Genomic DNA, 22,946 nt, shown 5'->3' with positions numbered 1-22,946 from the left:
GCCTTCATGCATCCAGCCTTCTCCGTCGTCTTTTTCACCACGGCCACGGGCGCCGGTTACGGCCTGCTCGCGCTGCTTGGCGTGCTCGCCGGACAGGGCTTTATCCCGCCCGATTTCTGGCTTGGCCTCACCGGCATGGGGCTGGCGCTTGGCCTGATCTCGACAGGCCTGCTGTCGTCGGCCGGCCATCTCGGCCGGCCCGAACGCGCCTGGCGTGCCTTCTCGCAATGGCGTAGCTCATGGCTGTCGCGCGAAGGTGTTGCCTCGGTCGCCACCTTCGTGCCGGCGGGGTTGTTCGGTATTGGCTGGGTGGTCCTCGGCCGTACGAGCGGCTGGGCGGCTGTCGCCGGGCTGCTCGCTGCCATCGGCGCGGTCGCAACCGTCTGCACCACCGGCATGATCTACGCGTCGTTGAAGCCGATTGCCCAGTGGCACAGCCGCTTCACCCTGCCCGCCTACCTGGTCTTTTCGGCGATGACCGGCAGCGTACTGCTCAACGCCCTGCTGCAGGGATTTGCCGCAGGCTCGAATATGCTTCTGGCGGCTGCCCTGTTGCTGACCGCGCTCGGCTGGGGTTTGAAGCTGGCGACCTGGCGATACAATGACAGGCTGGAGATCCCGACCAATGCCAACACCGCAACCGGGCTTTCCGGCGGCACGGTGCGGTCGCTGGAATGGCCGCATACCGAGGAAAACTATCTGCTCAAGGAGATGGGCTTTCGCATTGCGCGCAAGCACAGCGCTAAACTCCGCCAGATCACGCAGGTGCTGGCCTTTGCTTTGCCCGCGTTGCTGCTGGTCGCGGCGTTCGCCTTGCCGTGGCCCTATGCGGCAGCACTGTCGATACTCGCCGCAATCGCCCAACTCGCCGGAATGCTGGTCGAGCGCTGGCTGTTCTTCGCCGAGGCCAAGCACACGGTCACTTTGTACTACGGCAGGTAGGTTCAGCCCGGCCTGAGCATCGCGTGGGAAATCGCGAAAATGCGCTCTGTGCCAAGCATATAGGCCATCAGCGTTTCGCGGCGGAACAGCCCGGCATAGGCGCGATCGAGCACGTTGAGCGAGCCGGTATAGGCGCCGAAAGCCGGCATGATCATGCGGCCGCCATCGCCGGCAAAGCAACGACGCCGCACCGAACGGCCTTGCTGCACGATGCGGGCGCAAGGATGCAGGTGGCCTGATATCTCGCCTTCCACTCTCACCGCCGAAGGCTCGTGCCGGAAGAGTAGCGAGCCTATGGCCAGCTCGCGCACGGTCTCGCCTGGCAAGTCGGCCGGCGCTTCTGGATCATGATTGCCGGCGACCCAGAACCAGTCGCGCCCGACCATCAGCCCTTCCAGCCTTTGGCGAAAGCTCGCGTGCATACGTGCGGCGCCGCCGCCATCGTGAAAACTGTCGCCCAGGCTGATAACGATCGCAGGCTGATAATCGGCGATCACCGCCTGTAGCCGGAGCAACGTCGCACCGGTGTCGTAAGGTGGGACCAGCGTGCCGCGCCTGGCCAGTGATGAGCCTTTTTCCAGATGCAGGTCGGATACGGTCAGAAGCCGGAATTCGGGAAAATAGAGCACGCCGCGACGGTCGCAGATCGCGCGTTCGCCGGCGATACGGACAGCGCCCGCATCCGCCAGAGGCGCAGCCATGGCCAGCGCGACAGTCATTTCGTCCCCATGGCCTCCTCGACCAGCGTGGCTGCATCCATCAGCAGCGTGTCATCGGCCTCGCCGTGCACCGGCATTTTGCCGATCTCGAGCATGATCGGCACGGCGAGCGGCGATATCTGCTCGAGGTTCTTATGCATGATTCGACCTTGGACGCGCGAGAGCATCTCGGCAAGTCTGCTGACATCCAAGAGACCGGTCGCGGCATCGGCACGCGTCGCCTGCAAAAGGATATGGTCGGGCTCGTGGCTGCGCAGCACGTCGTAGATGAGATCCGTCGACACGGTTACCTGGCGGCCGCTCTTCTCCTGCCCCGGGTGGCGTTTCTCGATCAATCCCGAGATCAGCGCGCAATTGCGAAAGGTGCGCTTCAACAACCAACTGCCGGCGAGCCAGGCTTCGAGGTCGTCGCCCAGCATGTCCTGATCGAATAGCGCAGCCAGCGACGGTTTCTTCGCCCTGAACATATGGCCCATATCGGCCAGCGACCATATGGCAAGCGCATAGTCGGTGGCGACGAAGCCGAGCGGCTTGGCTCCCCCCCTGTCGAGGCGGCGGGTGAGCAGCATGCCGAGCGTCTGGTGCGCCAGCCTGCCCTCGAACGGATAGGCCACCAGATAGTGGCGGTTGCCGCGCTGAAAGGTCTCGATCAGCAGATCGTCGCGTTTCGGCAGCACCGACTTGTCGGCCTGGAAGCGTAGCCAGTCGGCGACCTGCTCCGGCAGCTTCTTCCAGCGCTGCGGATCGTCCAGCATGGCGCGGACCTGTTCGGCCAGGTACGTCGAAAGCGGGAATTTGCCACCACCGTAATACGGCACCTTGGCGTCGCTGCCGGGTGCATTCGAGACAAAGCACTCATTCTCGCGGATACCTTCGAAGCGCAGCACCTTGCCGGCGAACATGAAGGTGTCGCCATGCGTCAGCGTTTCGAGGAACGCCTCCTCGATCTTGCCCAGAACCCGGCCGCCACGCGAAGCCGCGCCTCTGCTGCCGGCCTGGACGTAGCGGACGTTGAGCGCCGGCACTTCGATGATGGTGCCGACGTTGAGCCGGTATTGCTGGGCGACGCGAGGATTTGAGACCCGCCACAGTCCGTCCTTGTTCAACCGGATGCGGGCATAGCGCTCGTAGTTCTTTAGCGCATAGCCGCCAGTGGCGACGAAATCGATGACGCGATCGAATGTCGGGCGATCGAGATCGGCATAGGGTGCTGCCGTCCGCACCTCCTCGAACAGCGCATCGGCATGGAACGGCGCACCGCAGGCACAGCCCAGCACGTGCTGCGCCAGGACGTCGAGCCCGCCATCGACCAGCGGCGGCGTATCCTGGGCACCGAGATAATTGGCGTCGAGCGCCGCCCTGCATTCCAGCACCTCGAAGCGGTTGGCCGGTATCAGGATCGCCTTGGACGGCTCGTCCATACGGTGGTTGGCACGGCCGATGCGCTGCGCCAGCCGGCTGGCACCTTTCGGCGCGCCGACATGGACGACCAGGTCGACATCGCCCCAGTCGATGCCGAGGTCGAGCGTCGACGTGGCGACGATGGCGCGCAGGGCGTTCTCGCCCATTGCCTTTTCGACACGCCGGCGCTGCGCGACGTCGAGGGAGCCGTGATGCAGCGCGATCGGCAAGGTCTCCTCGTTGACCCGCCACAACTCCTGGAACAGCAACTCCGCCTGGCTGCGCGTGTTGACGAACAGCAGGGTTGCCTTGTGGCGCTTGATCTCGTTGTAGATTTCCGGCGTTGCGTAGCGGGCCGAATGTCCCGCCCACGGCACGCGCTCCTCCGAATCGAGAATGGAGATGTCGGGCTTGGCGCCGCCAGTGACGACGATCAGTTCGGCCATCGGCCCCGGTGGATTCTGGCTGACCAGCCAGCGCCGCAATTCGTCAGGCTCGGCGACCGTCGCCGACAGGCCTATCGTCTGCAGGGCGGGCATAAACGAGCGCAGCCGGGCCAGCCCGAGCGACAGGAGATGCCCGCGCTTCGAGGTCACCAGCGAATGCAATTCGTCGAGCACGACATAGCGCAGGTCCTCGAAGAAGCGCCTGGCATCGGGCGCGGCAATCAGCAGCGCCAATTGCTCGGGCGTGGTCAGGAGAATGTCGGGCGGCGCCAGCTTCTGCCGCTGGCGCTTGTGTGCGGGCGTGTCGCCGGTGCGCGTCTCGACGGTGACCGGCAGCCCGATTTCTGCGACGGGTTTGCCGAGATTGCGCTCGATGTCGACGGCCAGCGCCTTCAGCGGCGAGATGTAGAGTGTGTGGATGCCTCGATGCGCCTGCCCCGGCCTTCTCCTCGGCCGGCCGGCCAGTTCGGTCAGCGATGGCAAGAACCCGGCCAGCGTCTTGCCGGCGCCGGTCGGGGCGATTAGTAATACCGACCGGCCGCCCTGGGCTTTGGCCAGCAAATCGATCTGGTGGGCGCGCGGCGACCAGCCCTTTTCTTCAAACCATTTGACAAATGGCTCGGGCAGGACGACGGCGGCATTCTGTTCGGCAAGGCGCGGCTGCTCTGTCACGCGCCAGACGTAGCGCGGCGGCGCGCAATCGCCAAGCAGAATCAGAACAAAAGGTGATCGATTCGCGTTACGGCCGGCGAAACCCGGTCGGTCCGCCATAGAGATAGCCGATACGGGCGACCGCCTCCCTCAGTCCTTCACGCGACACCAGCATGGTGTGGCCGTTGGCGTGGATCATGGTCTCCGGATCCGTCATGATCGCGACGTGGCCTTTCCAGAAGACCAGGTCGCCGCGCCGCAACCCGGCAAAATCCGGCCCGAGGTCGAGCGGTTCACCGACGGTCGCCGCCTGCATGTCGGTGTCGCGCAGCACTTGCCTGCCAGCCATGTGCATTGCAAGTTGCACGAGACCGGAACAATCGATGCCGAAGCCGGAAACGCCGCCCCATAGATAGGGCGTGCCGAGAAACGCCTCGGCGACCGCGACGTAGTCGGGGGCAACCTCGGCGACAGGCCTGAGATGGTCAGATATGACCGCCTCGCCGGATGGCAGCAGAGCATAGTACGTGCGGCGTGTTTCAGCCGCGCCTTTCACTGTTACCGCTGACCCCATCGAGAGCTCCCCGCTCACCGGGAACCGCAAATCCGGTCCCGGATAGAGGAAAGTGCGCGGCACCGAGACAACATGCGTGGGTGCATGGTCCCGACCGCCCAGCACAGTGTCGGCGACATAGCCGACATAGCCGTCGCGCTCGGCCTGTATCCAGGCCCAGCCCTCAACGTCCTCGAAGACGAGGACGTCTTCGCCGAACAGAAGCTGGGTATCGACGCCGGCATCCGGGCGCGGAGCCTTGCGGACATCGGCCGCGGAGGCTGATATGCGAGCCGGCCGGCCGGCGACGAAACGGTCGGCGGCGACCTCGCCTGTCAGCCTGGCGTCGGCGAGATCGGAGCGGAAGGCATGGAGGCGGGCATCCCTGGCGGTCAAATCGGCAACTCGTTCAAATGGGCAACTCTTGGGCTCTGGCAATGATAACATCGCCAAAGCGCTCGACAAAGAGCGCGCCTTCGACCGTGCGCCTGACCAGCACGTTGCGCTTGTCGAGCTCGTCGCGGTGGCGCGACACCAGTTTCAGCGCCCCCATCGTATCGAGCGCACGGGTGATCACCGGCTTGGTGACGTTGAGTCGGGCGGCTAACCCCCGCACCGTGTGCGGCGGCGGATCGAGATAGATGGTGAACAGGATCGCCGTCTGGCGCATAGTGAGATCGGGCGCGTCGTCACGCACCTCGGATAACACCACCTGTTGCCATAGTCGCAAGGCCTGGCTTGGACGCATGATAATCGACATCCGTCCAGCATGACGGAAAATTGTTTCGGTTCCGTTTCAGTCAATACCTTCGTCGGCTATGCCCGAGAATCAGCCGTAGCGGTTCGAAATGACCTGCTCCAGCGCCCGGATGCCTTGCGCTTCGCCACCGGCAAGGCCGTGCGGGCGGTCGAACGGGTTCCAGGCGAAGATGTCGACATGCGCCCAGCCGGCGGTCTTTTCCACGAAGCGCTTCAGGAAAAGCGCCGCGGTGATCGAGCCGGCGAAACCGTCCGACGTGACGTTGTTGATGTTGGCCACCTTCGACGCCAGCTTGGCGTCATAGGGCTTCCACAACGGCATGCGCCATAGCGGATCCTCGACCGCAACGGAGGCGTCCGCCAGCTCGGATGCAAGCGCCTCGTCACCGGTGTAGAACGGCGGCAGGTCGGGACCGAGCGCAACACGGGCAGCGCCTGTCAGCGTCGCCATATCGACCAGCATCTGCGGCTCTTCGTCGTCGGCCAAGGCCAAGGCATCGGCGAGCACCAGCCGTCCTTCGGCGTCGGTGTTGCCGATTTCGACGGTGATGCCCTTGCGGCTCACCAGCACGTCGCCTGGCCGGAAGGCGTTGCCGGCTATCGAATTCTCGACAGCCGGGATGAGCACGCGAAGCCGGACCTTCAGCCCGGTGGCCATGATCATGGAAGCGAGGCCCAGCACGTTGGCAGCGCCGCCCATGTCCTTCTTCATCAAAAGCATGCCCGAGGACGGCTTGATGTCGAGACCGCCTGTATCGAAGCAGACGCCCTTGCCGACCAGCGTTATCCTGGGGGCATTGTTCGGCCCCCAAATCATGTCGATCAGGCGCGGCGCGTCGGCAGAAGCCCGACCGACGGCGTGGATCATCGGAAAGTTGGCGGTAAGAAGATCGTCGCCTTTGGTCACCGATAATTCGGCCTTGTGCGTCGCGGCCAAGGTTCGGGCGGCTTTTTCCAGCTGATCGGGGCCCATATCGCTGGTCGGCGTGTTGACCAGATCGCGCGCCAGGAAAACTCCATTGGCGATGCGGCGGATGCGGGCAATGTCGGTGCCTGCCGGCAGCGCGAGGCGAAGCGTCTTGCCTGGCTTCTTGCCGTAGCGGGTGAAGACATAGCCGCCGAGCGCTACGGCGAGTGCCGTAAGCTCCGGCTTGGCCGGTGCGGACGCAAAATGCCACTCGCCTTCGGGCAAGGCTCTCGCTAGTGCGCCGATGGCCAGTGCGCCCTCGCCATCACCGGTGCCGAACAGGGCTCCGGCAATCGCGCCGTTGTCGCCAGGCACGATCAGCGTCCTGCCGGCCTCGCCGGAAAAGCCGTTGGCCTTGGCCCAGGCGACCGACGATGGCGCAAGGCCCGCCGCCGCCAGAGCATCCTTCGCCACCAGATGGACCGGCAGCGCATTGCTCAATTCTTTCTCGACGAGTTCGACAGGCATTCGCTGGCCTCCGGCTTCCGAGTCGGCGTTTCTTAACTCTCCGTTAGGGTTAACAGAATATTTCTGCGGGAGGAAAGATGACCTCGCAAATGGTCACGCGCATGAACGGAGCCCTGGTGCCGATGCCGACCAACCGCAGGATGAACGCCAGCGCAAATAGGCTGATCAGCACGGCGTTGATGATGGCGCTTGCCGCAGGCGTCGCCGGCTGCGGAACCAGCAAATTGACGACTGGCTCGATTTCTCGTCCAAGCGGCAAGCCGCTGGAAACAATGTCGGCGGGCGAACTGCACAACGCTACGATGGCGCTCGGCCAGTCCTATTCGAAAAACCCCAGCGACAAGCGGATCGCGACAAATTATGCCGCGGCGCTGCAGATGGACGGCGACGCAGACCAATCGCTTGCGGTGATGCGCAAGCTGGCGATCGCCCTGCCGAAGGACCGCGACGTGCTCGCCGCCTATGGCAAGGCGCTTGCCGCCAACGGACAGTTCGAACCGGCTCTCGATGCCGTGCGCCGCGCCCAGACGCCCGAATATCCTGACTGGAAACTGGTATCGGCGGAAGCTGCTATTCTCGACCAGCTCGGCCAGAAGGACGAGGCGCGCCAAGGCTATCGCAAGGCGCTTGACCTCAGGCCGAACGAACCGTCGATCCTTTCCAATCTCGGCATGTCGTACGTGCTGGAAGGTGATTTGCGCACGGCCGAAACCTATATGCGCTCAGCCGCCCAGCAGCCGAATGCAGATAGCCGCGTCCGCCAGAACCTTGCGCTGGTCGTCGGTCTGCAAGGCCGTTTCGACGAGGCTGAGAAGATCGCCTCGCAAGAGCTGTCGCAGGATCAGGCGCAGGCTAACGTCGCTTACCTTCGCCAGATGCTGGCGCAGCAGAATGCCTGGAGCCAGCTCAAGGACCAGGACAAGGCAAAGCCCGCCACCAACTGACCGCTTCGAGCGCCGAACCGGCGCGCGAATTCCGCAACATGTCTAACGCAAAGAGCCGCGCTGCACCGGCAGCGTGGCTCTGAATCGTATCAGCGTTTCTGGCAACGCCGCTGGCGCTACTCGCTGCTGGATTTCGGCTGGTCGCCAAAGATGCCGCGCTGGCTCACCTGGATGCCGGCGGGACCCAGAATGATGGCGAACAGCACCGGCAGGAAGAACAGGATCATCGGCACGGTGAGCTTCGGCGGCAGCGCGGCCGCCTTCTTCTCGGCGGCATTCATGCGCATGTCGCGGCTCTCACTGGCAAGCACCCGCAACGCATGCGCCACGGGCGTGCCGTAGCGCTCGGCCTGAACCAACGCCTGGGACACCGACCTGACGGATTCCAGGCCAGTTCGGCTTGCAAGGTTCTCATAGGCCTGCTTGCGCTCCTGCAGATAGGAAAGCTCGGCGTTTGTCAGGATGAATTCTTCCGCCAATGCCACCGATTGCGCGCCGATCTCATCGGCGACCTTGCGAAGCGCCGCTTCCACCGACATGCCGGACTCGACGCATATCAGCAACAGGTCGAGCGCGTCCGGCCACGCCATCTGAATCGATTGCTTGCGCTTGGTAGCGCGGTTGTTGACGTAGAGCACCGGCGCGTAGAATCCCGCATAGGCTACCACGATGCACACGAACAGCTTCACGAAAAGCGGCTGCTCGGGCAATCCGCCGAGCACGAACAGATACATCGCCGCCAATGCAAAGCCGATGAAGGGCAGGACGAGACGGAAGAAAAGGAAGCGCGTCAGCGGATTTTGCCCGCGAAAACCTGCCACTTTCAATTTCTGCAAGGTACCTTCATCCGCCAGCGCACGCCTGAGATCCAGGCGATCGACAATATTGCGCATGCCGACCGACTGTTCTTCGCGCAGGCCCTTGCGGCGGCGGTCGGCTTCGACTGCCAGCCGCGCGCGCTGCTTGGCGCGCAGCTCATCGCGCTCCAGCGCTACGGATTTCATGCGCGCCTTGAGCTGGTTCCCGCCAAAAGCGGGCAGCAGCGTGAAGACGGTCGCAAACACCGCGATGCCGACCAGCAGTGCGATCAGCAGGGACGGGTCGGTGAGAGTTCTGATGACGTGATCGGTCATACGCGAGTCCTAGACTTCGAAATTCATCATCTTGCGCATTACCAGGACGCCCATCGACATCCAGATGCCGGAACAACCGAGGATCAGATGGCCGGTGCTGGTGATGAAGAGGGGCATGATGTAGTTCGGGCTCGTCAAATAGACGAGAAAGGCGACGACGAAAGGCAACGCGCCGATGATCACGGCGGATGCCTTGGCTTCCATGGACAATGCCTGGACCTTGGCTTTCATTTTCTTGCGGTCGCGAAGCACGCGCGAAAGATTGCCCAGCGCTTCGGAAAGATTGCCGCCGGCCTGAGACTGGATCTGGATGACGATGCCGAAGAAGCTCGCCTCGGTGCACGGCATCGTTTCTGGCATGCGCATGGCCGCGTCGGGGATCGACAAACCCATTTGCTGCGAATCGACTATGCGGCGGAACTCGGTCTTGACCGGCTCGGGGGATTCGTTGGCGATCAGGCGCACGGCGTCGTTCAGCGGCAGGCCGGATTTTACCGCACGCACGATGATATCGAGCGCGTTCGGAAATTCGTTGAGGAACGCCTTGACGCGGTGCGCGCGGCGAAACGAGACGAACCAGCGGGGCAGACCCAAGACGCCGACCAGCAGCGCAGCCGGCAAGACCAGCAGCGGTGCGCCGATGAAATAAACAAGAGCCGTCAAGACGACGCCGCAGACCGCCGAGTAGACATAGAAGCGCTCGAGCGAGATCTTCATGCCGGCCTGACGGATTTGGATCTTCAGCGGTGGTTTCTTGACCAGGCTCTGATTGGACTTTTGCTTTTGATCGAGATCCTTCAGCGAATCCTGGACGGACTTGCGACGCTTGGCCGCTTCCGCCACGCGATCGCGCGACGCCTTGACGACGGATCGATCCGTCTCGGCGGTCTTGATCGATTCAAGCCGCTTGCCGACCTGCTTCTCGGTGCTGATCCGGTTGAACAGGAAAGCATAGGCCACAGCGCCGGCGCTGAAGCCGGCGAGCACAACGAATGCCAATACGGTGCCGTCAATTCCGAACATCGACCCTGGCCCCCACGCTTCCAGACGGATCAATCAGCGCGTTTCTCCATCGCCTCGAGCGCAACCGCGAGGCGCTGCTCCTCACCGTAGTAGCGGGCGCGCTCCCAGAAATGCGGACGGCCGATCCCAGTCGACACGTGCTCGCCCAGCAGCCTGCCGTTCGCGTCCTCGCCCTTGATGTTATAGAGAACGATGTCCTGGGTGATGATGACGTCACCTTCCATGCCGATCACCTCGGTGATGTGGGTGATACGCCGCGATCCGTCGCGCAGGCGTGCAGCCTGTATGATCACGTCGACGGAGCCGACGACGATTTCGCGCACGGTTTTTTGCGGCAGCGTATAGCCGCCCATGGCGATCATCGACTCTATACGGTTGAGGCATTCGCGCGGGCTGTTCGAGTGGATCGTTCCCATCGAGCCGTCATGGCCGGTGTTCATCGCCTGCAGCAGGTCGAACACTTCGGGTCCGCGCACTTCGCCGACGATAATACGTTCGGGGCGCATGCGCAGACAGTTCTTGACCAGGTCGCGCATGGTCACTTCGCCCTCGCCTTCGAGGTTGGGCGGACGGGTTTCGAGACGCACCACATGCGGCTGCTGCAATTGCAGCTCAGCTGAGTCCTCGCAGGTGATGACGCGTTCTTCGCGGTCGATATAGTTGGTCAGGCAATTGAGCAGCGTCGTCTTGCCTGAGCCGGTACCGCCCGAGATGACAATGTTGCAGCGGACACGCCCGATGATCTTGAGAATCTCGGCCCCTTGCGGAGAAATCGAGCCGAACTTGACCAGCTGGTCGAGCGTCAGCTTGTCCTTCTTGAACTTGCGGATGGTAAGTGCGGTGCCGTCGATAGCCAGGGGCGGTGCGATGACGTTGACACGGGAGCCATCAGGAAGACGCGCATCGCAGATCGGGCTTGATTCATCGACGCGGCGGCCAACCTGGCTGACGATACGCTGGCAGATGTTGAGGAGCTGCTGGTTGTCGCGGAAACGGATGCCGGTCTGCTCGACCTTGCCGTTGACTTCGATGTAGACGTTCTTGGAGCCATTGACCATGATGTCGGCAATATCGTCGCGGGCAAGCAGTGGCTCCAGCGGCCCGTAGCCCAAAACGTCGTTGCAGATATCCTCGAGAAGCTCTTCCTGCTCGGCGATGGACATCGCGAAATTCTTGATCGCGATGATGTCGTTGACAATGTCGCGGATTTCCTCGCGCGCGCTTTCGGGATCGAGTTTGGCGAGCTGCGACAGATCTATCGTATCGATGAGTGCGGCGAAGACCTGGCTTTTGGTGTCGTAGTAGGTTTCGCTCTTTTGGCGCTGGATACTTTTCGGCTCCGGGGCCAATGGCGGCGGCTCGACCGCACGGCGAACCGCCGGCGCGGCAGGCGCGCCGGATGGCGGCAGCGCCGCCGACCTGGCAGTTACAGCCGCTTCCACAGGGTTCGCGGCCGCCGGCGCAGCAGGTGCGGGTGCTGGCTGACGGAATTCCGGAATGGTCCGGTTGCCGTCGTCGCTGCCTCTTTTACCAAACATGATCGCTTACCAATTCCACCGCTGAGGCATCACTTCTTGTTGCGCGAAAGCTTGCCGATCAGATTGCCGAGGCCAGCCTTTTTCTTCACTTTGATTTCGCTGCGCCCTGTCAGCACATGGGCGATCTCGTTGATCGTGGCGACAACCGGACTCTTGGCATCCATCTCACCGAGCATACGTCCGTTGTTGGCAGCATTTCCGAACAAAAGCGGCTCGAACGGGATGACCGACATCGGCGAAAGGCCGAGCGATTCGGAGAAGTCGGACGGCGTAATCTCAGGACGTTTCGGCACACCGGCCTGGTTGATCACAAGCTTTGGCGCGGGATCGTTCGGACGAAGCCGCTTCAGCATGTCGACCAGGTTCTTCGTGTTGCGCAGATTGGCCAGTTCGGGCGTCGCCGTGATGACGATCTCGTCGGCCTTGACCAGCGTGTTCTTGGTCCAGCCGGCCCACACGTGGGGAACATCGAGCACGAGGAGCGGCGCGCTACGCTGGGCTATGTCGATAAGCTGGGTGAAGGCGTCGGGATCGAAATCGTAGACCCGCTCCAGCGTCGAAGGGGCCGCAAGCAGCGACAGGTGCTCGGCGCATTGGGCGAGCAGCCGGTCGAGATAGACCTCGTCGACGCGTTCCGGCGAGAAGACTGCCTCGGCAATGCCTTGCGCCGGATCCTGGTCGAAATTGATATTGGCCGTTCCGAAGGCGAGGTCGAGATCGGCGACAACCACTTCGGATTTGAAAAGGGACGACATGGCCCAGGCCACATTATGGGCTATGGTCGAGGAGCCGACGCCGCCTTTGGCGCCGATGAAGGCAATCGAGCGGCCGATCGGCTCAGCTTCCGGATCAACGAAGATCGAAGACACCACGCTGACGATGTCGGCCATCGATACGGGCGCGATGACATACTCGGAAATGCCCGAACGGATGAGTTCGCGGTACAAGCCGACATCGTTGTAGTGGCCGACAACCACCACCTTGGAGGTCGGGTCACAATGCCCGGAGAGCTGGGCGAGTTGTTCCAGCAACAGCTTCGGCTCGCTGCGCGATTCAAGCAGGATCAGGTTCGGTGTCGGCGCCGACTGATAGAATTCGATAGCGGTAGGGATGCCCCCCATATGCACTTTCAGATGGGCCTTGGCCATGCGGCGATCCTCGCCGGCGCGCTCGACCGGATTGGCTACGCCTTCGGTCTCGCAAAATGCCTGGATCGAAATGCGCGGGATCGGCCGCAACGCCTGCATCGCGGCAATATCCTGCTCCGAGGTTTCGCCGCCCGGTACCTCTGTGTCGTAGGCAAGATTGCTCATTGTCATCACTTTCCGTGACTTGCGCGGCTTAGGGTTTGTTGAGCCTCAACACTCGTTAATATTCGACTTCCGAATTGCCGAGGAATTCGTCCGAAATACCTCTGTCACGATAGACGTCGATCACCGCGCTCCGATTTGCCGCGTCGATGGGTGTCTGTTTGCGCGGTCCGATCAGATCGACCGGATTGGCCATCTGGGCGGCAAGGTTGTTTTGGTACGAACAGCCGAAATCGGCATAGTGCTTGTTTTCCGAAGTCTCCAGCAGGTCTTCGGGCCAGCGCCCGCATTTATCCGTCTGAGCCTTCACCGAGACGTAGGCGACACGGACCGGGGCGGACGCTTCGACCGAACCGGATTGATAGGACCGCATGGCGATCCGCTTCCGGCTGATGCCGCTGGCCATGGCAAGCCTGGCGAAATCGCGGCCGGCGGCGGCCGCCGCGATTTCGTTGGCCGAACCGCTCGGAATCTCGATCGTCAGCACCGGAGCCGCGCTCCTGTCGTATCCGTCCAGGAAGCCCAGGAGCGTGTCGCGCTGGGATCTGGTCATGCCACGGTCGCCGGCGCCGACCGGAAGGTCGATCTTCTGTATCTTCTCGGCTATGACGATCGGATGGGTGGTGCGATAATCGTCCGGTATGGCACCCACCGTGACGCTGTCGCGATTGGCGCAGCCGGCCAGCAATGCCGCCACCGCGATCGCCATAATGGGAACGGCCGGCCGCCAGATTCGCGAATGGACCGACCGCGTCGCGGTGATCGCCCGTGCCTTCGATGCTGCCTTAGACATGACCGCTTCCCCGCTTACTTGTAGATGAAGCCGACAACGCCGTGGTAACGGCCGTTGGGCTTGTCGGTCTGCATGGTGCCGTAGACACGGTTGACGCGGCCAAGGAAAATGCCGGCACCATCGCTGGCGGCGTTGAAATTGTCATCCGGCTTGGCAAGATCGTTGCGCGCCACCGGCTTCACCAGATACGGCGTAATGATGATGACGAGCTCGGTCTCGTTGCGAACGAAATCCCTGCTGCGGAACAGCGCGCCAAGCACTGGAATCTTTGTCAGACCGGGCAAGCCGTTGACGGCTTGCCTGAGATCATCGCGGACAAGGCCGGCAATCATCATCGAGCCGCCCGAAGGCAGTTCCACTGTTGTGTCGGCCAAGCGCTTGCGGAGCGACAGGGCGTTCATGCCGGGGCTTGTTACGCCTTCGGACAAAGATACTGATCCCTCCGTTGTCGGCTCGGAGACCGAGGTCCTGACCTTCAGGCTGATGCGGCCGGGAGACAGCACCACCGGCTGGAATTCCAGGCCAATGCCATATTCGATCTTCTCGATTGAATAGGTCTTCAGACCTGTCTGGTTATCGTTGGATACGGCTTGGGAAACGCTGGTCACCATATTGTATTCACCGCCGACCTTGAAGGTCGCCTTCTCGCCGGATACCGCTGTCAGTGTTGGCTCGGCCAGGGTTTTCATGACGCCTGACTGTTCCATGGCGTTGATGTAGGCCTGCAGCGTCGAGCTGCCGATGGCGAGGCCCGAGTTCGACAGCGACTTGCCCAAACCGGTGAAATTGTCGCTTACCGCACCCCAGCTGATGCCGTTGCTGCTGCCGCTGCCCATCATATTGACGCCGAGCTGCTTCATCACCGAGCGGCTGACTTCCGCAACCGTCACCTTCAGCGTGACCTGGTCGTCGCCGATGATCTGCAGCAGGTTGACGATCTGGCTGACGCGACGCTCGGCATCCGGGTTGTCAATGGCGACGCCAGCCTCGGCCGAACCGCCGGCGGCAGTCTGCGAATATTGTCCCGTGGTCGCTTCACCGCCCGACACGAAGATGGTGGCCAGCTGTTCCGCCCGCTTGGCATCCAGGGGCGTGTCCACGGTTCCGGTCAGAACGACATTGTCGTTCAGGAGTTCGACTTTGACGGTCGATGACGGGATGAAGCGCCTGATATAGTCCTCCAGCCCGGCAACATCGCGTTCGACCGCCAGATCAAGGCTGACGATCTGCTCGCCATTCGGGCCAAAGACGAAGATGTTGGTCTCGCCGACCGCCTTTCCGAACAGATAGATGCGCCTGGCAGTGCGGGTCACCGCGTCGGCTACAGCTGGGTTGGCGACGAGAATATCGTAGGCATCGCTCGGCAGGTCGATGACCACCGATTTGTTCAGTCCGAGCTTGACCCGCTGGGTGGCGGTCGAAGCCGTGACCCTGGCGTTGTCGCCTGCTGCGCTGGCACAGAGAACGCCATATGCATTCGTTCCAAGGAAAAGCAGGCCGATCGCCGCAGCCAGCGTGACCGGCAATTTGGTTTTTAGCCTCATTTCCTCGCCCCCACTTCGGAAACTTCGCCCGACTTGATCAACCGCACGGTTCCGCGCCGGCCATTGCCGGAAACCAGGTAATCGGCTTCGCCCACATTCTTGTCCTGACTGTCCTTGATCGAGCGCAGCGCCAATGTCAGGCGATCCGCCATCTGCTGTGCGACGGTGATGATCTCGGACTGCTGCGGCGTCAGTTCCAGGGTGGCGGTCTGGCCAACCCTGGTCTTCTTACCTTCCTCGTCCTCCTGAATGGTCTGGTCGATCGCCAGGACGCGAATGTTCTTCAGGATAGTTTCGGTCGTGAAGCCCGGACCACCGCCATTGGCGGGATCGGCTCTGCGGGTCATGATGACGTCGACGAAATCGTTGGGAAGAATAAAGCCACCGGCCGAGGTGTCGGCCGAGATGCTTGTGGCAACGGCCCGCATGCCGGAGGGCAGGATCGACGACATGAAGCTTTGCCCTTCACCGATCAGCTTCGAGCGCCGCAGCGGCTCGCCGGCGTAGAGCGCCACGCGAGCGACGGCGCCCTTCAGCTTGTCCAGCGCTTCAGGCTCGGCGGCGCGGGTGATGAAATTTGCGTTGATGCCTGCGGACGGCCATGACTCCCAGGAAATGTTGTTTTCAAGCGGACTGCCCATCGGAACGTCGCCGGAAAGAACAAGCACATCCTGCAGCGCGATCGCCGGCGCCTGAGGACCGGAATCGACAACCGGAGGCGGCGGAGCCACGACCATGTTCTTCGCGACATAGCCTGCACCACCGGCCGCGGCTATCGCCACGCTCAGAATAATCAATCGGGATGCTGGCATCTGTCCGAACCTCGCCTTGGCAAACCACGTAGCCAAGCGGGACTTTGCAGCGGCAATCGTCAAAACAAGGTTAATGTTATACTTACGATCGTGATTAATTTAACGTTTACATAAATTGGACCGACAAGCCCGGCCCGAAGGAAAACGTGGCCAACTCGCCTGCTCGGCGCCAATGGCGTAAAGCGAAATTCAGCCCGCCAGCCTGGTAAGTGCCCAGGCCATCAACGGCGAGTCGGAATAGGTGAGCAGACCGCCAATGCCAAGCGCAATGCCGTACGGAACGCCGGTCGCCTCATCGGCGAAATGGCGCAGGAACGGATTGTGGCTTGTGACGGCGGCAAGCGGCGATTTTCGATAGGCGAGGATGGCTAGCGTCAGCAGGCCGCCGATGAATGTCGAGGCGACGAGGTATTCGATGAGATGGATGTTCAGTCCCATCCACATGGCAGTGGCAGCCAGAAGCTTGGCGTCGCCGCCGCCCATGCCGCCCAGCGCGAACAGGCCGAACGTCACCGCGAGAACCAGGCCGGCGGCGGCGAAATGCCAGCCATAGGTGGCCCAGTCCATGCCGGTCAAAGGCGCAACCAAGGCGAAGACAACCACAAGCAACACCGGCACGCGATTGGCGATCGTCATCGAAAGCATGTCGGAGATCGCGGCAAAAAGCATGCAGAACGGAAACACGACGAAGATCACGGCTTCAAGCATCGGCGCGCCTATGACCCAATTGCATCTGGCCCCAGCCTAATCCTATTCGATTAACGACTGATGAGGCCTAAATTTCAAATCATACCAGGACTAAATAAGGGCCGCCAGTGCGGCGGCCCTTATTTCAGAACAACCGAACCCGTTACGGTCAGCTACCGTTCACCTTAGTGGAGATGGCGGTGAACTTGGCGTTCAGCGAGTTGCCGAGCTGGCCGGCGCCGACCATGATGGCGAGTGCGATAAGAGCGGCGATCAGACCGTATTCGATAGCGGTCGCGCCGGATTCGTCCTTCACAAAACGTGCGATGAGGTTAGACATTCGAGCTCCTACTCCAATTGTTACAGCACTTCCGTCAACTTCTCTTGGTGGCTGATCGGATACTGCGAATCTAAGGAGAAGCTGTTTCAATCGGCTTAATAAACAGGCTTACCGATTCCTTTCCCGCTTCGACGAGATTGCGTGGTTAACCCAGAACTAAAATACCCGCCGCTAGGCGCCCGGGCTGACAAAAGGCGCAAAAGGCGCAATTCGGCAAAGACGTTCCAGCCGTGCCGGCTAGGCCCAATGCCGGTTCCGGCTTGATCCTGAACTCCAGCCGCTTAACGGTTGGTTCACCAATCTCGTTCATGTTCCGTTGAACAGTTTGCCAGGGGGCGCCTCAATGGCCGGGCCGAGATCATCATTTCCAGTTGCCGTGCTTTTTGCCGCAGCGGCTTTCGCCTTTCCAGCCAAGGCCGGCGCCGGCATCGAGGTGACGATGAACCAGGCAAAGATCATCAAATTGTCGCGCGCCGCCGATACGATTGTCGTCGGCAATCCGGCGATCGCCGACGCCTCCGTGCAGGACGCATCGACGATCGTACTGACCGGCAAGGGATTTGGCGTCACCAATCTCGTCGTCCTCGACCAGGAGGGTAACCCGATCGTCGATGAGCAAATAACCGTCGTGCGCCAGGCAGCGTCGTCGGTGCGCATCTATCGGCGTTCCGAAGTACAGACCATGTCCTGCGCGCCATATTGCGAAAGCTCGTATAAGAGCGATGCCGAGAAGGCCTCTGAAGCCGAAATGAGCGCCGGGCATTAGCTAGCCGACGTGTCCGCCTTTGGCGGGAACGTGCTTCGGTTATCGCCGGGTTAAGGCCTTCCCGTTGAATTTAACGGTCATTCCAACCGGACTTCAATCGGTTCCGACTAAGGGTGGGACCGATACAGAAGCGGCATCGGCGGGCAGAGGACATGAACAAGGCAGGACGAGCAGGTTCTCCAAGACGGTTTTTGGGCGACCGCCGCGGAAGCACGGCGATCGAATTCGCCATGCTTGCAATTCCTTTCGCGCTTCTTGTCTTCGCCATCCTGGAGAGCTGCATTTCTTTTGCCGCACAGGAAGTGATGGCAAACGCCACCGACGACATCGCGCGCCAGCTGCGTACCGGCCAACTAAGACCGGCCGATGTGTCCGGGACCAAGCTGCGGGATATGATCTGCACCAAATTGGAGATCATGGTCGCCAAGACCTGTCCCGGATTGCTGGTGGACTTGCGGGAATATCCGACCTTCGCCGATGCGGCGCTGGCCGGTTTCAAGATTCAGGATGGCGATGTCGTGCTGACCAAGGGCACGAGCACACAGACCTTCACCGTCGCACCTGGCCTGGCGGAGTCGAGAAACATGCTGCGTGTTTTTTACAAATGGCCGGTGATGACCGACTTCATGGCCAAATCGATGGCCAACCTGAAGGACGGCAAAACGCTGCATTTTGCTTCGATCACTTGGCAGAACGAGCCGTTCGACAACTGAACCACGTAGTCGCTTGAAAAGGGCAAAGCCATGATTCGTGCGGGGGCACAGCTGGGCATCGCAGGGATTTGTACAAGAGCAGTCCGGCTTTGCTCGGACCGCCGCGGTATTGCGGCTGTCGAGTTTGCCCTCATCGTGCCTGTCCTGTTGATCATGTACTTTATGACAATGGAGGCCTCGCAAGCCATCGAGACCAGCAAGAAGGTCAGCCGCATCGGCAGCATGGTAGCGGACCTCGTCACGCAGCAGCAGACCGTCAAGGCGGCCGATGTCGATGCCATCATGGCGATCGGCAGTTCCACGCTCCAGCCCTACAACCGCTCGAAACCGAAGATCATTATCACGGCGATACAGGTGACGAACGAGACGACGCCGAAAGTCCTGGTCGTGTGGTCGCGCAAACTGGTCGATGGCGTCTCTAGCGTCGACGCTGTCAAGGATTCCACCACAACGGTCCCGAGCGCGCTCAAGATCAAAGGCACGTTCCTCATTCGGGTCGAAAGCGATCTCGCCTACAAGCCAATCATCACCTGGTCGGCGGACGGCCAAAGCCGGTTCGGGTTGAGCTCGGTCTTCAATTCGATATCGATGGCGGAAACTTATTATCTGCGGCCGCGCAGGAGCCCGACCATTCCGTGCAGCGATTGCTGACGCCTGAAGCCCGCTAACCGGTCTGTTGCTATTGCTTGCGACCGCGGGCCGAGACTAGACGCACGATGGCTGCAGCCAGCACATAGTCCCTCGGACCGGCAACGGTTCGGCGACGATACCGATACGGAACGTTCCGATAACATCGCGCCAATCGGCTCGCGCCAGGTTTGTGCAAGACGCATCCAGCAGCAAAGCCAGTACGGCGGCGAATGCCGTCAGGGCAAGCCTCATGCGAGCTCCGCGCCGCGCATTTCCATCCGCAGATCGACCATGCCGCGATTCGTCTCTCCGGGACCAGCACGCCAAGCCGTGCCGTTGGGTTTCCGAATTGCCAATGGCGGCGCGGAACCCTATGTCTGAGCCAACACACAGGCAATGATGAACCTTTCGATGGCACGCGCCTTCCTTTTTGTCCTCGACTCCTTCGGCATCGGCGGCGCGGCCGATGCCGAACGTTATGGCGACACCGGCTCTAATACGTTCGCACACATCGCGCGGGCCTGCGCAGAAGGCCGCGCCGATCGCGAAGGCCTGCGTGCCGGACCCCTTCTTGTACCAAACATGCTCGCGCTCGGCCTCGGCCAGGCCGCGGCAACGGCGACGGGTTTCAGGTTCGAGAATGCCGGCAGTGCGCCGCTTGCCGCCGCCTTTCACGGCGCGGCCCAAGAGGTTTCGAGCGGCAAGGACACGCCATCGGGCCATTGGGAAATAGCCGGCCTGCCGGTCCGTTTCGACTGGGGTTACTTCCCAGACAAGATTCCCGCCTTTCCGGCCGAGTTGACCGACGCAATGGTGCGTGAAGGGAAGGTGCCTGGCATCCTCGGCAATTGCCATGCTCCGGGCACCGAGATTATCGAACGGTTCGGCGAAGGCCATATCCGCACCGGCAAGCCGATCTGCTACACCTCGATCGACTCCGTCCTGCAGATCGCCGCGCATGAGGTTCATTTCGGCCTGGAACGGCTTTACGAGTTCTGCAAAGTGGTGCGCAGGCTCGTCGATCCGCTGAATATCGGCCGCGTCATCGCGAGGCCGTTTATCGGTGAAACCGCCGCCACGTTCGAGCGAACGCATAATCGTCGCGACTATGCCGTACCGCCGCCGGAACCGACGCTGCTCGATCGGCTGACGGCGCGCGGCAGCCGGGTTATCGCGATCGGCAAGATCGGCGACATTTTCGCCCATCGGGGGATCTCGGAAGTCCGCAAGGCTGCCGGCAACATGGCGATGTTCGACAAAACGCTTGGTGCCATGGAAGACGCCCGCGACGGCGACCTCGTCTTCGCGAACTTTGTCGACTTCGACACCGAGTTCGGGCATCGGCGCGACGTTGCGGGATATGCCGCCGCACTCGAAGCTTTCGACCGGCGCCTGCCCGAGGCATTCGCACGGCTGAGGCCAGGCGATCTGCTCATTTTGACCGCCGATCACGGCAACGATCCGACGTGGCGCGGCACCGACCACACGCGCGAGCGTATTCCGATTATCGGGACACGGCCGGGTTTCAAAGGCGCAGAGATCGGACTGAGGACAACATTTGCCGACATCGGCGAAACCGTGGCCGAACATCTCGGGCTGGCGCGCGGCCGTCACGGCACCTCCTTCCATGCCACGATAGGTGGCCATGCCTGAGCTGCCGGAGGTAGAGACAGTCAGGCGCGGTCTGCAGCCGGCCCTTGAAGGTGCCCGCATTGTCGGTGTCGAGGCACGCCGGCCGGATTTGCGGTTTCCGTTCCCCGAGAGATTTTCGGAGCGGCTGACCGGCAAGACGATTGCGGCGCTCGGCCGCCGTGCCAAATATCTGACAATGCACATGGACAACGGCCCGGTTCTGATCTGCCATCTCGGCATGTCGGGTTCGTTTCGCATCGAAACGGCCGACGAGAGCGCAACGCCCGGCGCGTTCCACCACGAACGTTCGAAAAACACTGCTCACGATCACGTCGTCTTCGACATCGCATCCCCTGCCGGCGTCCGCTCTCGCGTGATCTTCAACGACCCGCGCCGCTTCGGGTTCATGCTGTTTTCGGAAGGCGAGCCCGACATGCATCCGATGCTGGCGGGATTAGGCGTCGAGCCTACAGGCAACGCACTGGACGGCGCGCTGCTCGCTTCGTTGCTGAAAGGTCGCAAGTCACCGCTGAAAGCGGCACTTCTGGACCAGAGGCTGATTGCCGGGCTAGGCAATATCTACGTCTCGGAAGCGCTTTGGCGGGCCGGCCTGTCGCCGCTGCGCGAAGCGGGCACCCTCGCGAGAGCCGGCAAGAAAGCCAAAGAGCAGAGCGAACGCCTGGCCGAAGCAATCCGCTCGGTCGTCGCCGATGCGATCGCCGCCGGCGGCTCGTCGTTGCGCGATTATATGCAGACCGATGGATCGCTGGGCTACTTCCAGCATTCCTTCGCGGTTTACGATCGCGAGGGGGAAGCCTGCTCCAAGCCTGGTTGTGGCGGCCACATCGAGCGTATCGTGCAAAGCGGTCGTTCGACTTTCCACTGCCGGGCCTGTCAGGCTTGAACCAGAAGCGAGGAGGAGCAAAGCATGGGCTATGAAACCATCATCGTCGAAACCCGCGGCAAGGTCGGGCTGATTACGCTGAACCGGCCGCAGGCGCTCAACGCGCTGAATTCACAAGTGCTGGCGGAACTGGTCGCGTCGGTGAATAGCATGGGCGCCAATGCCGACATCGGCGCCATGGTCATCACTGGTTCGGAAAAGGCTTTCGCGGCAGGTGCCGATATCAAGGAAATGCAGTCCATCTCCTATGTGGATGCCTATCTGCAGGATTTCTTCGTCGGCTGGGAAGAATTTACGCGGGCACGAAAGCCGATCATCGCGGCGGTGGCGGGCTATGCGCTGGGGGGCGGCTGCGAACTGGCGATGATGTGCGACTTCATCATCGCCGCCGACACCGCCAAGTTTGGCCAACCCGAGATCACGCTGGGCGTCATGCCCGGCATGGGCGGATCGCAGCGCCTGACCCGCTTTGTCGGCAAGTCAAAGGCGATGGATATGTGCCTGACGGGTCGAATGATGGACGCAGCCGAGGCCGAGCGTTCCGGCCTTGTCTCGCGCGTGGTGCCAGCCGGCGAGTTGATCGAGGAAGCGCTTAAGGCAGCGTCCAAGATCGCTGGTTTTTCCTTGCCGTCGGTGATGATGGCAAAGGAGGCCGTCAACCGCGCCTATGAGACGACGCTCACCGAGGGTCTGCGGTTCGAGCGCCGGCTGTTTCATTCGCTGTTTGCGCTGGATGACCAGAAGGAAGGCATGGCGGCCTTCACCGGCAAGCGGAAGCCGAATTTCACGAACCGATGAGATGACGAAGGCGCCGGTCAAAAAGAAAGCGCTGCAGCGTTGACGCGCCGGAAAAGCTGAACTATAAGCCGCACCAATCGAGGCGGCCCTGTGGCTGCCCGTTTGTTTTTTGCGCCCTGCGGTATCCCGCAAGCGCCCACCAGATCAGAAGAGAGGCACCATGGCCAATACATCCTCGGCCAAAAAGGCAACGCGCAAGATCGCCCGTCGCGCAGCGATCAACAAGAACCGCCGCTCCCGCGTCCGGACCTACATCCGCCAGGTCGAAGAGGCGCTCGCGGCTGGCGACAAGGCGGCCGCACAGGCTGCCTTCAAGGTGGCCGAGCCGGAATTGATGCGCGCCGCGACCAAGGGCGTGGTGCACAAGAACACGGCATCGCGCAAGGTGTCGCGGTTGGCCCAACGGGTCAAGGTGCTGTCAGCCTGATATATCCATTCCTGAACTGCGCTTCTTCAAACCCGGCCAATCGCGC

The 22,946-nt window shown here is 61.9% G+C and carries 23 protein-coding genes and 1 pseudogene; 9 read left to right on the top strand and 15 right to left on the bottom strand.

Annotated elements, in window-relative coordinates; translation table 11 throughout:
• Positions 1 to 6: 6 nt before the first annotated feature.
• Positions 7 to 942 carry a dimethyl sulfoxide reductase anchor subunit family protein gene (locus NKJ32_RS04625; RefSeq protein ID WP_023676943.1) on the top strand — a complete coding sequence of 312 codons (936 nt, stop codon included), beginning with the start codon at positions 7 to 9 and terminating at the stop codon, positions 940 to 942.
• A gap of 2 nt (positions 943 to 944) precedes the next feature.
• On the opposite strand, the gene pdeM is transcribed toward NKJ32_RS04625, so the two are convergent.
• The 5 genes from pdeM to NKJ32_RS04600 all read right to left on the bottom strand — a co-directional run bounded on the left by pdeM (position 945) and on the right by NKJ32_RS04600 (position 6,906).
• The gene (gene pdeM, locus NKJ32_RS04620; protein ID WP_023676942.1) at positions 945 to 1,661 is read right to left on the bottom strand and encodes a ligase-associated DNA damage response endonuclease PdeM; all 717 of its coding nucleotides are present in this window, start codon (positions 1,659 to 1,661) and stop codon (positions 945 to 947) included.
• Positions 1,658 to 4,180 (bottom strand): ligase-associated DNA damage response DEXH box helicase, encoded by a 2,523-nt coding sequence (locus NKJ32_RS04615; RefSeq protein WP_352826900.1) that lies wholly within the window; start codon positions 4,178 to 4,180, stop codon positions 1,658 to 1,660. The genes pdeM and NKJ32_RS04615 overlap by 4 nt, the downstream gene beginning before the upstream one ends.
• 67 nt (positions 4,181 to 4,247) lie before the next feature.
• Positions 4,248 to 5,159, bottom strand: coding sequence for a C40 family peptidase (locus tag NKJ32_RS04610; RefSeq protein WP_084641121.1), 912 nt, complete (start codon positions 5,157 to 5,159; stop codon positions 4,248 to 4,250).
• Positions 5,122 to 5,472, bottom strand: a complete 351-nt coding sequence (locus tag NKJ32_RS04605; protein ID WP_023676939.1) for a MarR family winged helix-turn-helix transcriptional regulator — start codon at positions 5,470 to 5,472, stop codon at positions 5,122 to 5,124. The genes NKJ32_RS04610 and NKJ32_RS04605 overlap by 38 nt, the downstream gene beginning before the upstream one ends.
• A 69-nt stretch (positions 5,473 to 5,541) precedes the next feature.
• Positions 5,542 to 6,906: a leucyl aminopeptidase family protein gene (locus tag NKJ32_RS04600; RefSeq protein ID WP_023676938.1), complete on the bottom strand. Its 1,365-nt coding sequence runs from the start codon at positions 6,904 to 6,906 to the stop codon at positions 5,542 to 5,544.
• A 122-nt stretch (positions 6,907 to 7,028) separates the two neighbouring features.
• Between NKJ32_RS04600 and NKJ32_RS04595 the strand changes: the two genes are divergently transcribed.
• Complete coding sequence (locus NKJ32_RS04595; protein ID WP_023676937.1) at positions 7,029 to 7,850, top strand: tetratricopeptide repeat protein; 822 nt, start codon at positions 7,029 to 7,031, stop codon at positions 7,848 to 7,850.
• 116 nt (positions 7,851 to 7,966) lie between these two features.
• Here NKJ32_RS04595 and NKJ32_RS04590 read toward each other — a convergent pair whose 3' ends face one another.
• The 9 genes from NKJ32_RS04590 to NKJ32_RS04550 all read right to left on the bottom strand — a co-directional run bounded on the left by NKJ32_RS04590 (position 7,967) and on the right by NKJ32_RS04550 (position 17,030).
• Entirely contained in the window at positions 7,967 to 8,983 is a 1,017-nt protein-coding gene (locus NKJ32_RS04590) for a type II secretion system F family protein (protein WP_023676936.1), read from the bottom strand.
• A 9-nt stretch (positions 8,984 to 8,992) separates the two neighbouring features.
• The gene (locus NKJ32_RS04585) at positions 8,993 to 10,006 is read right to left on the bottom strand and encodes a type II secretion system F family protein (RefSeq protein ID WP_023676935.1); all 1,014 of its coding nucleotides are present in this window, start codon (positions 10,004 to 10,006) and stop codon (positions 8,993 to 8,995) included.
• 29 nt (positions 10,007 to 10,035) lie between these two features.
• Positions 10,036 to 11,544: a TadA family conjugal transfer-associated ATPase gene (locus NKJ32_RS04580; protein WP_352455132.1), complete on the bottom strand. Its 1,509-nt coding sequence runs from the start codon at positions 11,542 to 11,544 to the stop codon at positions 10,036 to 10,038.
• Between the two features lie 29 nt (positions 11,545 to 11,573).
• The gene (locus NKJ32_RS04575) at positions 11,574 to 12,857 is read right to left on the bottom strand and encodes a CpaE/TadZ family protein (protein ID WP_352826899.1); all 1,284 of its coding nucleotides are present in this window, start codon (positions 12,855 to 12,857) and stop codon (positions 11,574 to 11,576) included.
• 55 nt (positions 12,858 to 12,912) lie between these two features.
• Positions 12,913 to 13,647 carry a CpaD family pilus assembly protein gene (locus tag NKJ32_RS04570; RefSeq protein WP_352589101.1) on the bottom strand — a complete coding sequence of 245 codons (735 nt, stop codon included), beginning with the start codon at positions 13,645 to 13,647 and terminating at the stop codon, positions 12,913 to 12,915.
• Between the two features lie 14 nt (positions 13,648 to 13,661).
• A complete protein-coding gene (locus NKJ32_RS04565) occupies positions 13,662 to 15,191 on the bottom strand; it encodes a type II and III secretion system protein family protein (protein ID WP_352589099.1) in 1,530 nt (509 codons plus the stop codon).
• Complete coding sequence (gene cpaB, locus NKJ32_RS04560) at positions 15,188 to 16,003, bottom strand: Flp pilus assembly protein CpaB (protein WP_023676931.1); 816 nt, start codon at positions 16,001 to 16,003, stop codon at positions 15,188 to 15,190. Before cpaB ends, NKJ32_RS04565 begins: the two co-directional genes overlap by 4 nt.
• A 189-nt stretch (positions 16,004 to 16,192) precedes the next feature.
• Positions 16,193 to 16,711: an A24 family peptidase gene (locus tag NKJ32_RS04555; protein WP_023676930.1), complete on the bottom strand. Its 519-nt coding sequence runs from the start codon at positions 16,709 to 16,711 to the stop codon at positions 16,193 to 16,195.
• A gap of 148 nt (positions 16,712 to 16,859) precedes the next feature.
• The gene (locus NKJ32_RS04550) at positions 16,860 to 17,030 is read right to left on the bottom strand and encodes a Flp family type IVb pilin (RefSeq protein ID WP_023676929.1); all 171 of its coding nucleotides are present in this window, start codon (positions 17,028 to 17,030) and stop codon (positions 16,860 to 16,862) included.
• A 343-nt stretch (positions 17,031 to 17,373) separates the two neighbouring features.
• Between NKJ32_RS04550 and NKJ32_RS04545 the strand changes: the two genes are divergently transcribed.
• The 3 genes from NKJ32_RS04545 (at position 17,374) to NKJ32_RS04535 (ending at position 19,160) form a co-directional block, all read left to right on the top strand.
• Positions 17,374 to 17,796 (top strand): pilus assembly protein N-terminal domain-containing protein, encoded by a 423-nt coding sequence (locus NKJ32_RS04545; protein ID WP_352455128.1) that lies wholly within the window; start codon positions 17,374 to 17,376, stop codon positions 17,794 to 17,796.
• Positions 17,797 to 17,948: 152 nt separating this feature from the next.
• Complete coding sequence (locus NKJ32_RS04540) at positions 17,949 to 18,509, top strand: TadE/TadG family type IV pilus assembly protein (protein WP_352455127.1); 561 nt, start codon at positions 17,949 to 17,951, stop codon at positions 18,507 to 18,509.
• Positions 18,510 to 18,539: 30 nt separating this feature from the next.
• On the top strand, positions 18,540 to 19,160 hold the full coding sequence (locus NKJ32_RS04535; RefSeq protein WP_023676926.1) for a TadE/TadG family type IV pilus assembly protein: 621 nt from the start codon (positions 18,540 to 18,542) through the stop codon (positions 19,158 to 19,160).
• A 102-nt stretch (positions 19,161 to 19,262) separates the two neighbouring features.
• On the opposite strand, the pseudogene NKJ32_RS35485 reads toward NKJ32_RS04535, so the two are convergent.
• Positions 19,263 to 19,391, bottom strand: a pseudogene (locus NKJ32_RS35485) (phosphate/phosphite/phosphonate ABC transporter substrate-binding protein); the annotation flags it as partial.
• 159 nt (positions 19,392 to 19,550) lie between these two features.
• Here NKJ32_RS35485 and NKJ32_RS04530 point away from each other — a divergent pair.
• The 4 genes from NKJ32_RS04530 (at position 19,551) to rpsT (ending at position 22,900) form a co-directional block, all read left to right on the top strand.
• Complete coding sequence (locus tag NKJ32_RS04530; RefSeq protein WP_352826897.1) at positions 19,551 to 20,792, top strand: phosphopentomutase; 1,242 nt, start codon at positions 19,551 to 19,553, stop codon at positions 20,790 to 20,792.
• The gene (gene mutM / locus NKJ32_RS04525; protein ID WP_352448614.1) at positions 20,785 to 21,675 is read left to right on the top strand and encodes a bifunctional DNA-formamidopyrimidine glycosylase/DNA-(apurinic or apyrimidinic site) lyase; all 891 of its coding nucleotides are present in this window, start codon (positions 20,785 to 20,787) and stop codon (positions 21,673 to 21,675) included. The genes NKJ32_RS04530 and mutM overlap by 8 nt, the downstream gene beginning before the upstream one ends.
• A gap of 24 nt (positions 21,676 to 21,699) precedes the next feature.
• Positions 21,700 to 22,473 (top strand): enoyl-CoA hydratase, encoded by a 774-nt coding sequence (locus NKJ32_RS04520; RefSeq protein WP_023676923.1) that lies wholly within the window; start codon positions 21,700 to 21,702, stop codon positions 22,471 to 22,473.
• A 160-nt stretch (positions 22,474 to 22,633) separates the two neighbouring features.
• Positions 22,634 to 22,900 (top strand): 30S ribosomal protein S20, encoded by a 267-nt coding sequence (gene rpsT / locus NKJ32_RS04515; protein ID WP_023676922.1) that lies wholly within the window; start codon positions 22,634 to 22,636, stop codon positions 22,898 to 22,900.
• Positions 22,901 to 22,946: the final 46 nt, after the last annotated feature.

The sequence above is a fragment of the Mesorhizobium sp. M0159 genome, from assembly GCF_040322295.1.
Lineage (GTDB): Bacteria > Pseudomonadota > Alphaproteobacteria > Rhizobiales > Rhizobiaceae > Mesorhizobium.
The sequence above is the reverse complement of the archived record's forward strand: the minus strand, read 5'-3'. Positions and strand labels throughout refer to the sequence as shown.

Coding starts and splice junctions, on each gene's coding strand:
- NKJ32_RS04625 (WP_023676943.1), top strand. CDS start 7: ATGCATCCAGCCTTCTCCGTCGTCTTTTTCACCACGGCCACGGGCGCC.
- pdeM (WP_023676942.1), bottom strand. CDS start 1,661: ATGACTGTCGCGCTGGCCATGGCTGCGCCTCTGGCGGATGCGGGCGCT.
- NKJ32_RS04610 (WP_084641121.1), bottom strand. CDS start 5,159: ATGTTATCATTGCCAGAGCCCAAGAGTTGCCCATTTGAACGAGTTGCC.
- NKJ32_RS04605 (WP_023676939.1), bottom strand. CDS start 5,472: ATGTCGATTATCATGCGTCCAAGCCAGGCCTTGCGACTATGGCAACAG.
- NKJ32_RS04600 (WP_023676938.1), bottom strand. CDS start 6,906: ATGCCTGTCGAACTCGTCGAGAAAGAATTGAGCAATGCGCTGCCGGTC.
- NKJ32_RS04595 (WP_023676937.1), top strand. CDS start 7,029: ATGCCGACCAACCGCAGGATGAACGCCAGCGCAAATAGGCTGATCAGC.
- NKJ32_RS04590 (WP_023676936.1), bottom strand. CDS start 8,983: ATGACCGATCACGTCATCAGAACTCTCACCGACCCGTCCCTGCTGATC.
- NKJ32_RS04585 (WP_023676935.1), bottom strand. CDS start 10,006: ATGTTCGGAATTGACGGCACCGTATTGGCATTCGTTGTGCTCGCCGGC.
- NKJ32_RS04580 (WP_352455132.1), bottom strand. CDS start 11,544: ATGTTTGGTAAAAGAGGCAGCGACGACGGCAACCGGACCATTCCGGAA.
- NKJ32_RS04575 (WP_352826899.1), bottom strand. CDS start 12,857: ATGAGCAATCTTGCCTACGACACAGAGGTACCGGGCGGCGAAACCTCG.
- NKJ32_RS04570 (WP_352589101.1), bottom strand. CDS start 13,647: ATGTCTAAGGCAGCATCGAAGGCACGGGCGATCACCGCGACGCGGTCG.
- NKJ32_RS04565 (WP_352589099.1), bottom strand. CDS start 15,191: ATGAGGCTAAAAACCAAATTGCCGGTCACGCTGGCTGCGGCGATCGGC.
- cpaB (WP_023676931.1), bottom strand. CDS start 16,003: ATGCCAGCATCCCGATTGATTATTCTGAGCGTGGCGATAGCCGCGGCC.
- NKJ32_RS04555 (WP_023676930.1), bottom strand. CDS start 16,711: ATGCTTGAAGCCGTGATCTTCGTCGTGTTTCCGTTCTGCATGCTTTTT.
- NKJ32_RS04550 (WP_023676929.1), bottom strand. CDS start 17,030: ATGTCTAACCTCATCGCACGTTTTGTGAAGGACGAATCCGGCGCGACC.
- NKJ32_RS04545 (WP_352455128.1), top strand. CDS start 17,374: ATGGCCGGGCCGAGATCATCATTTCCAGTTGCCGTGCTTTTTGCCGCA.
- NKJ32_RS04540 (WP_352455127.1), top strand. CDS start 17,949: ATGAACAAGGCAGGACGAGCAGGTTCTCCAAGACGGTTTTTGGGCGAC.
- NKJ32_RS04535 (WP_023676926.1), top strand. CDS start 18,540: ATGATTCGTGCGGGGGCACAGCTGGGCATCGCAGGGATTTGTACAAGA.
- NKJ32_RS04530 (WP_352826897.1), top strand. CDS start 19,551: ATGGCACGCGCCTTCCTTTTTGTCCTCGACTCCTTCGGCATCGGCGGC.
- mutM (WP_352448614.1), top strand. CDS start 20,785: ATGCCTGAGCTGCCGGAGGTAGAGACAGTCAGGCGCGGTCTGCAGCCG.
- NKJ32_RS04520 (WP_023676923.1), top strand. CDS start 21,700: ATGGGCTATGAAACCATCATCGTCGAAACCCGCGGCAAGGTCGGGCTG.
- rpsT (WP_023676922.1), top strand. CDS start 22,634: ATGGCCAATACATCCTCGGCCAAAAAGGCAACGCGCAAGATCGCCCGT.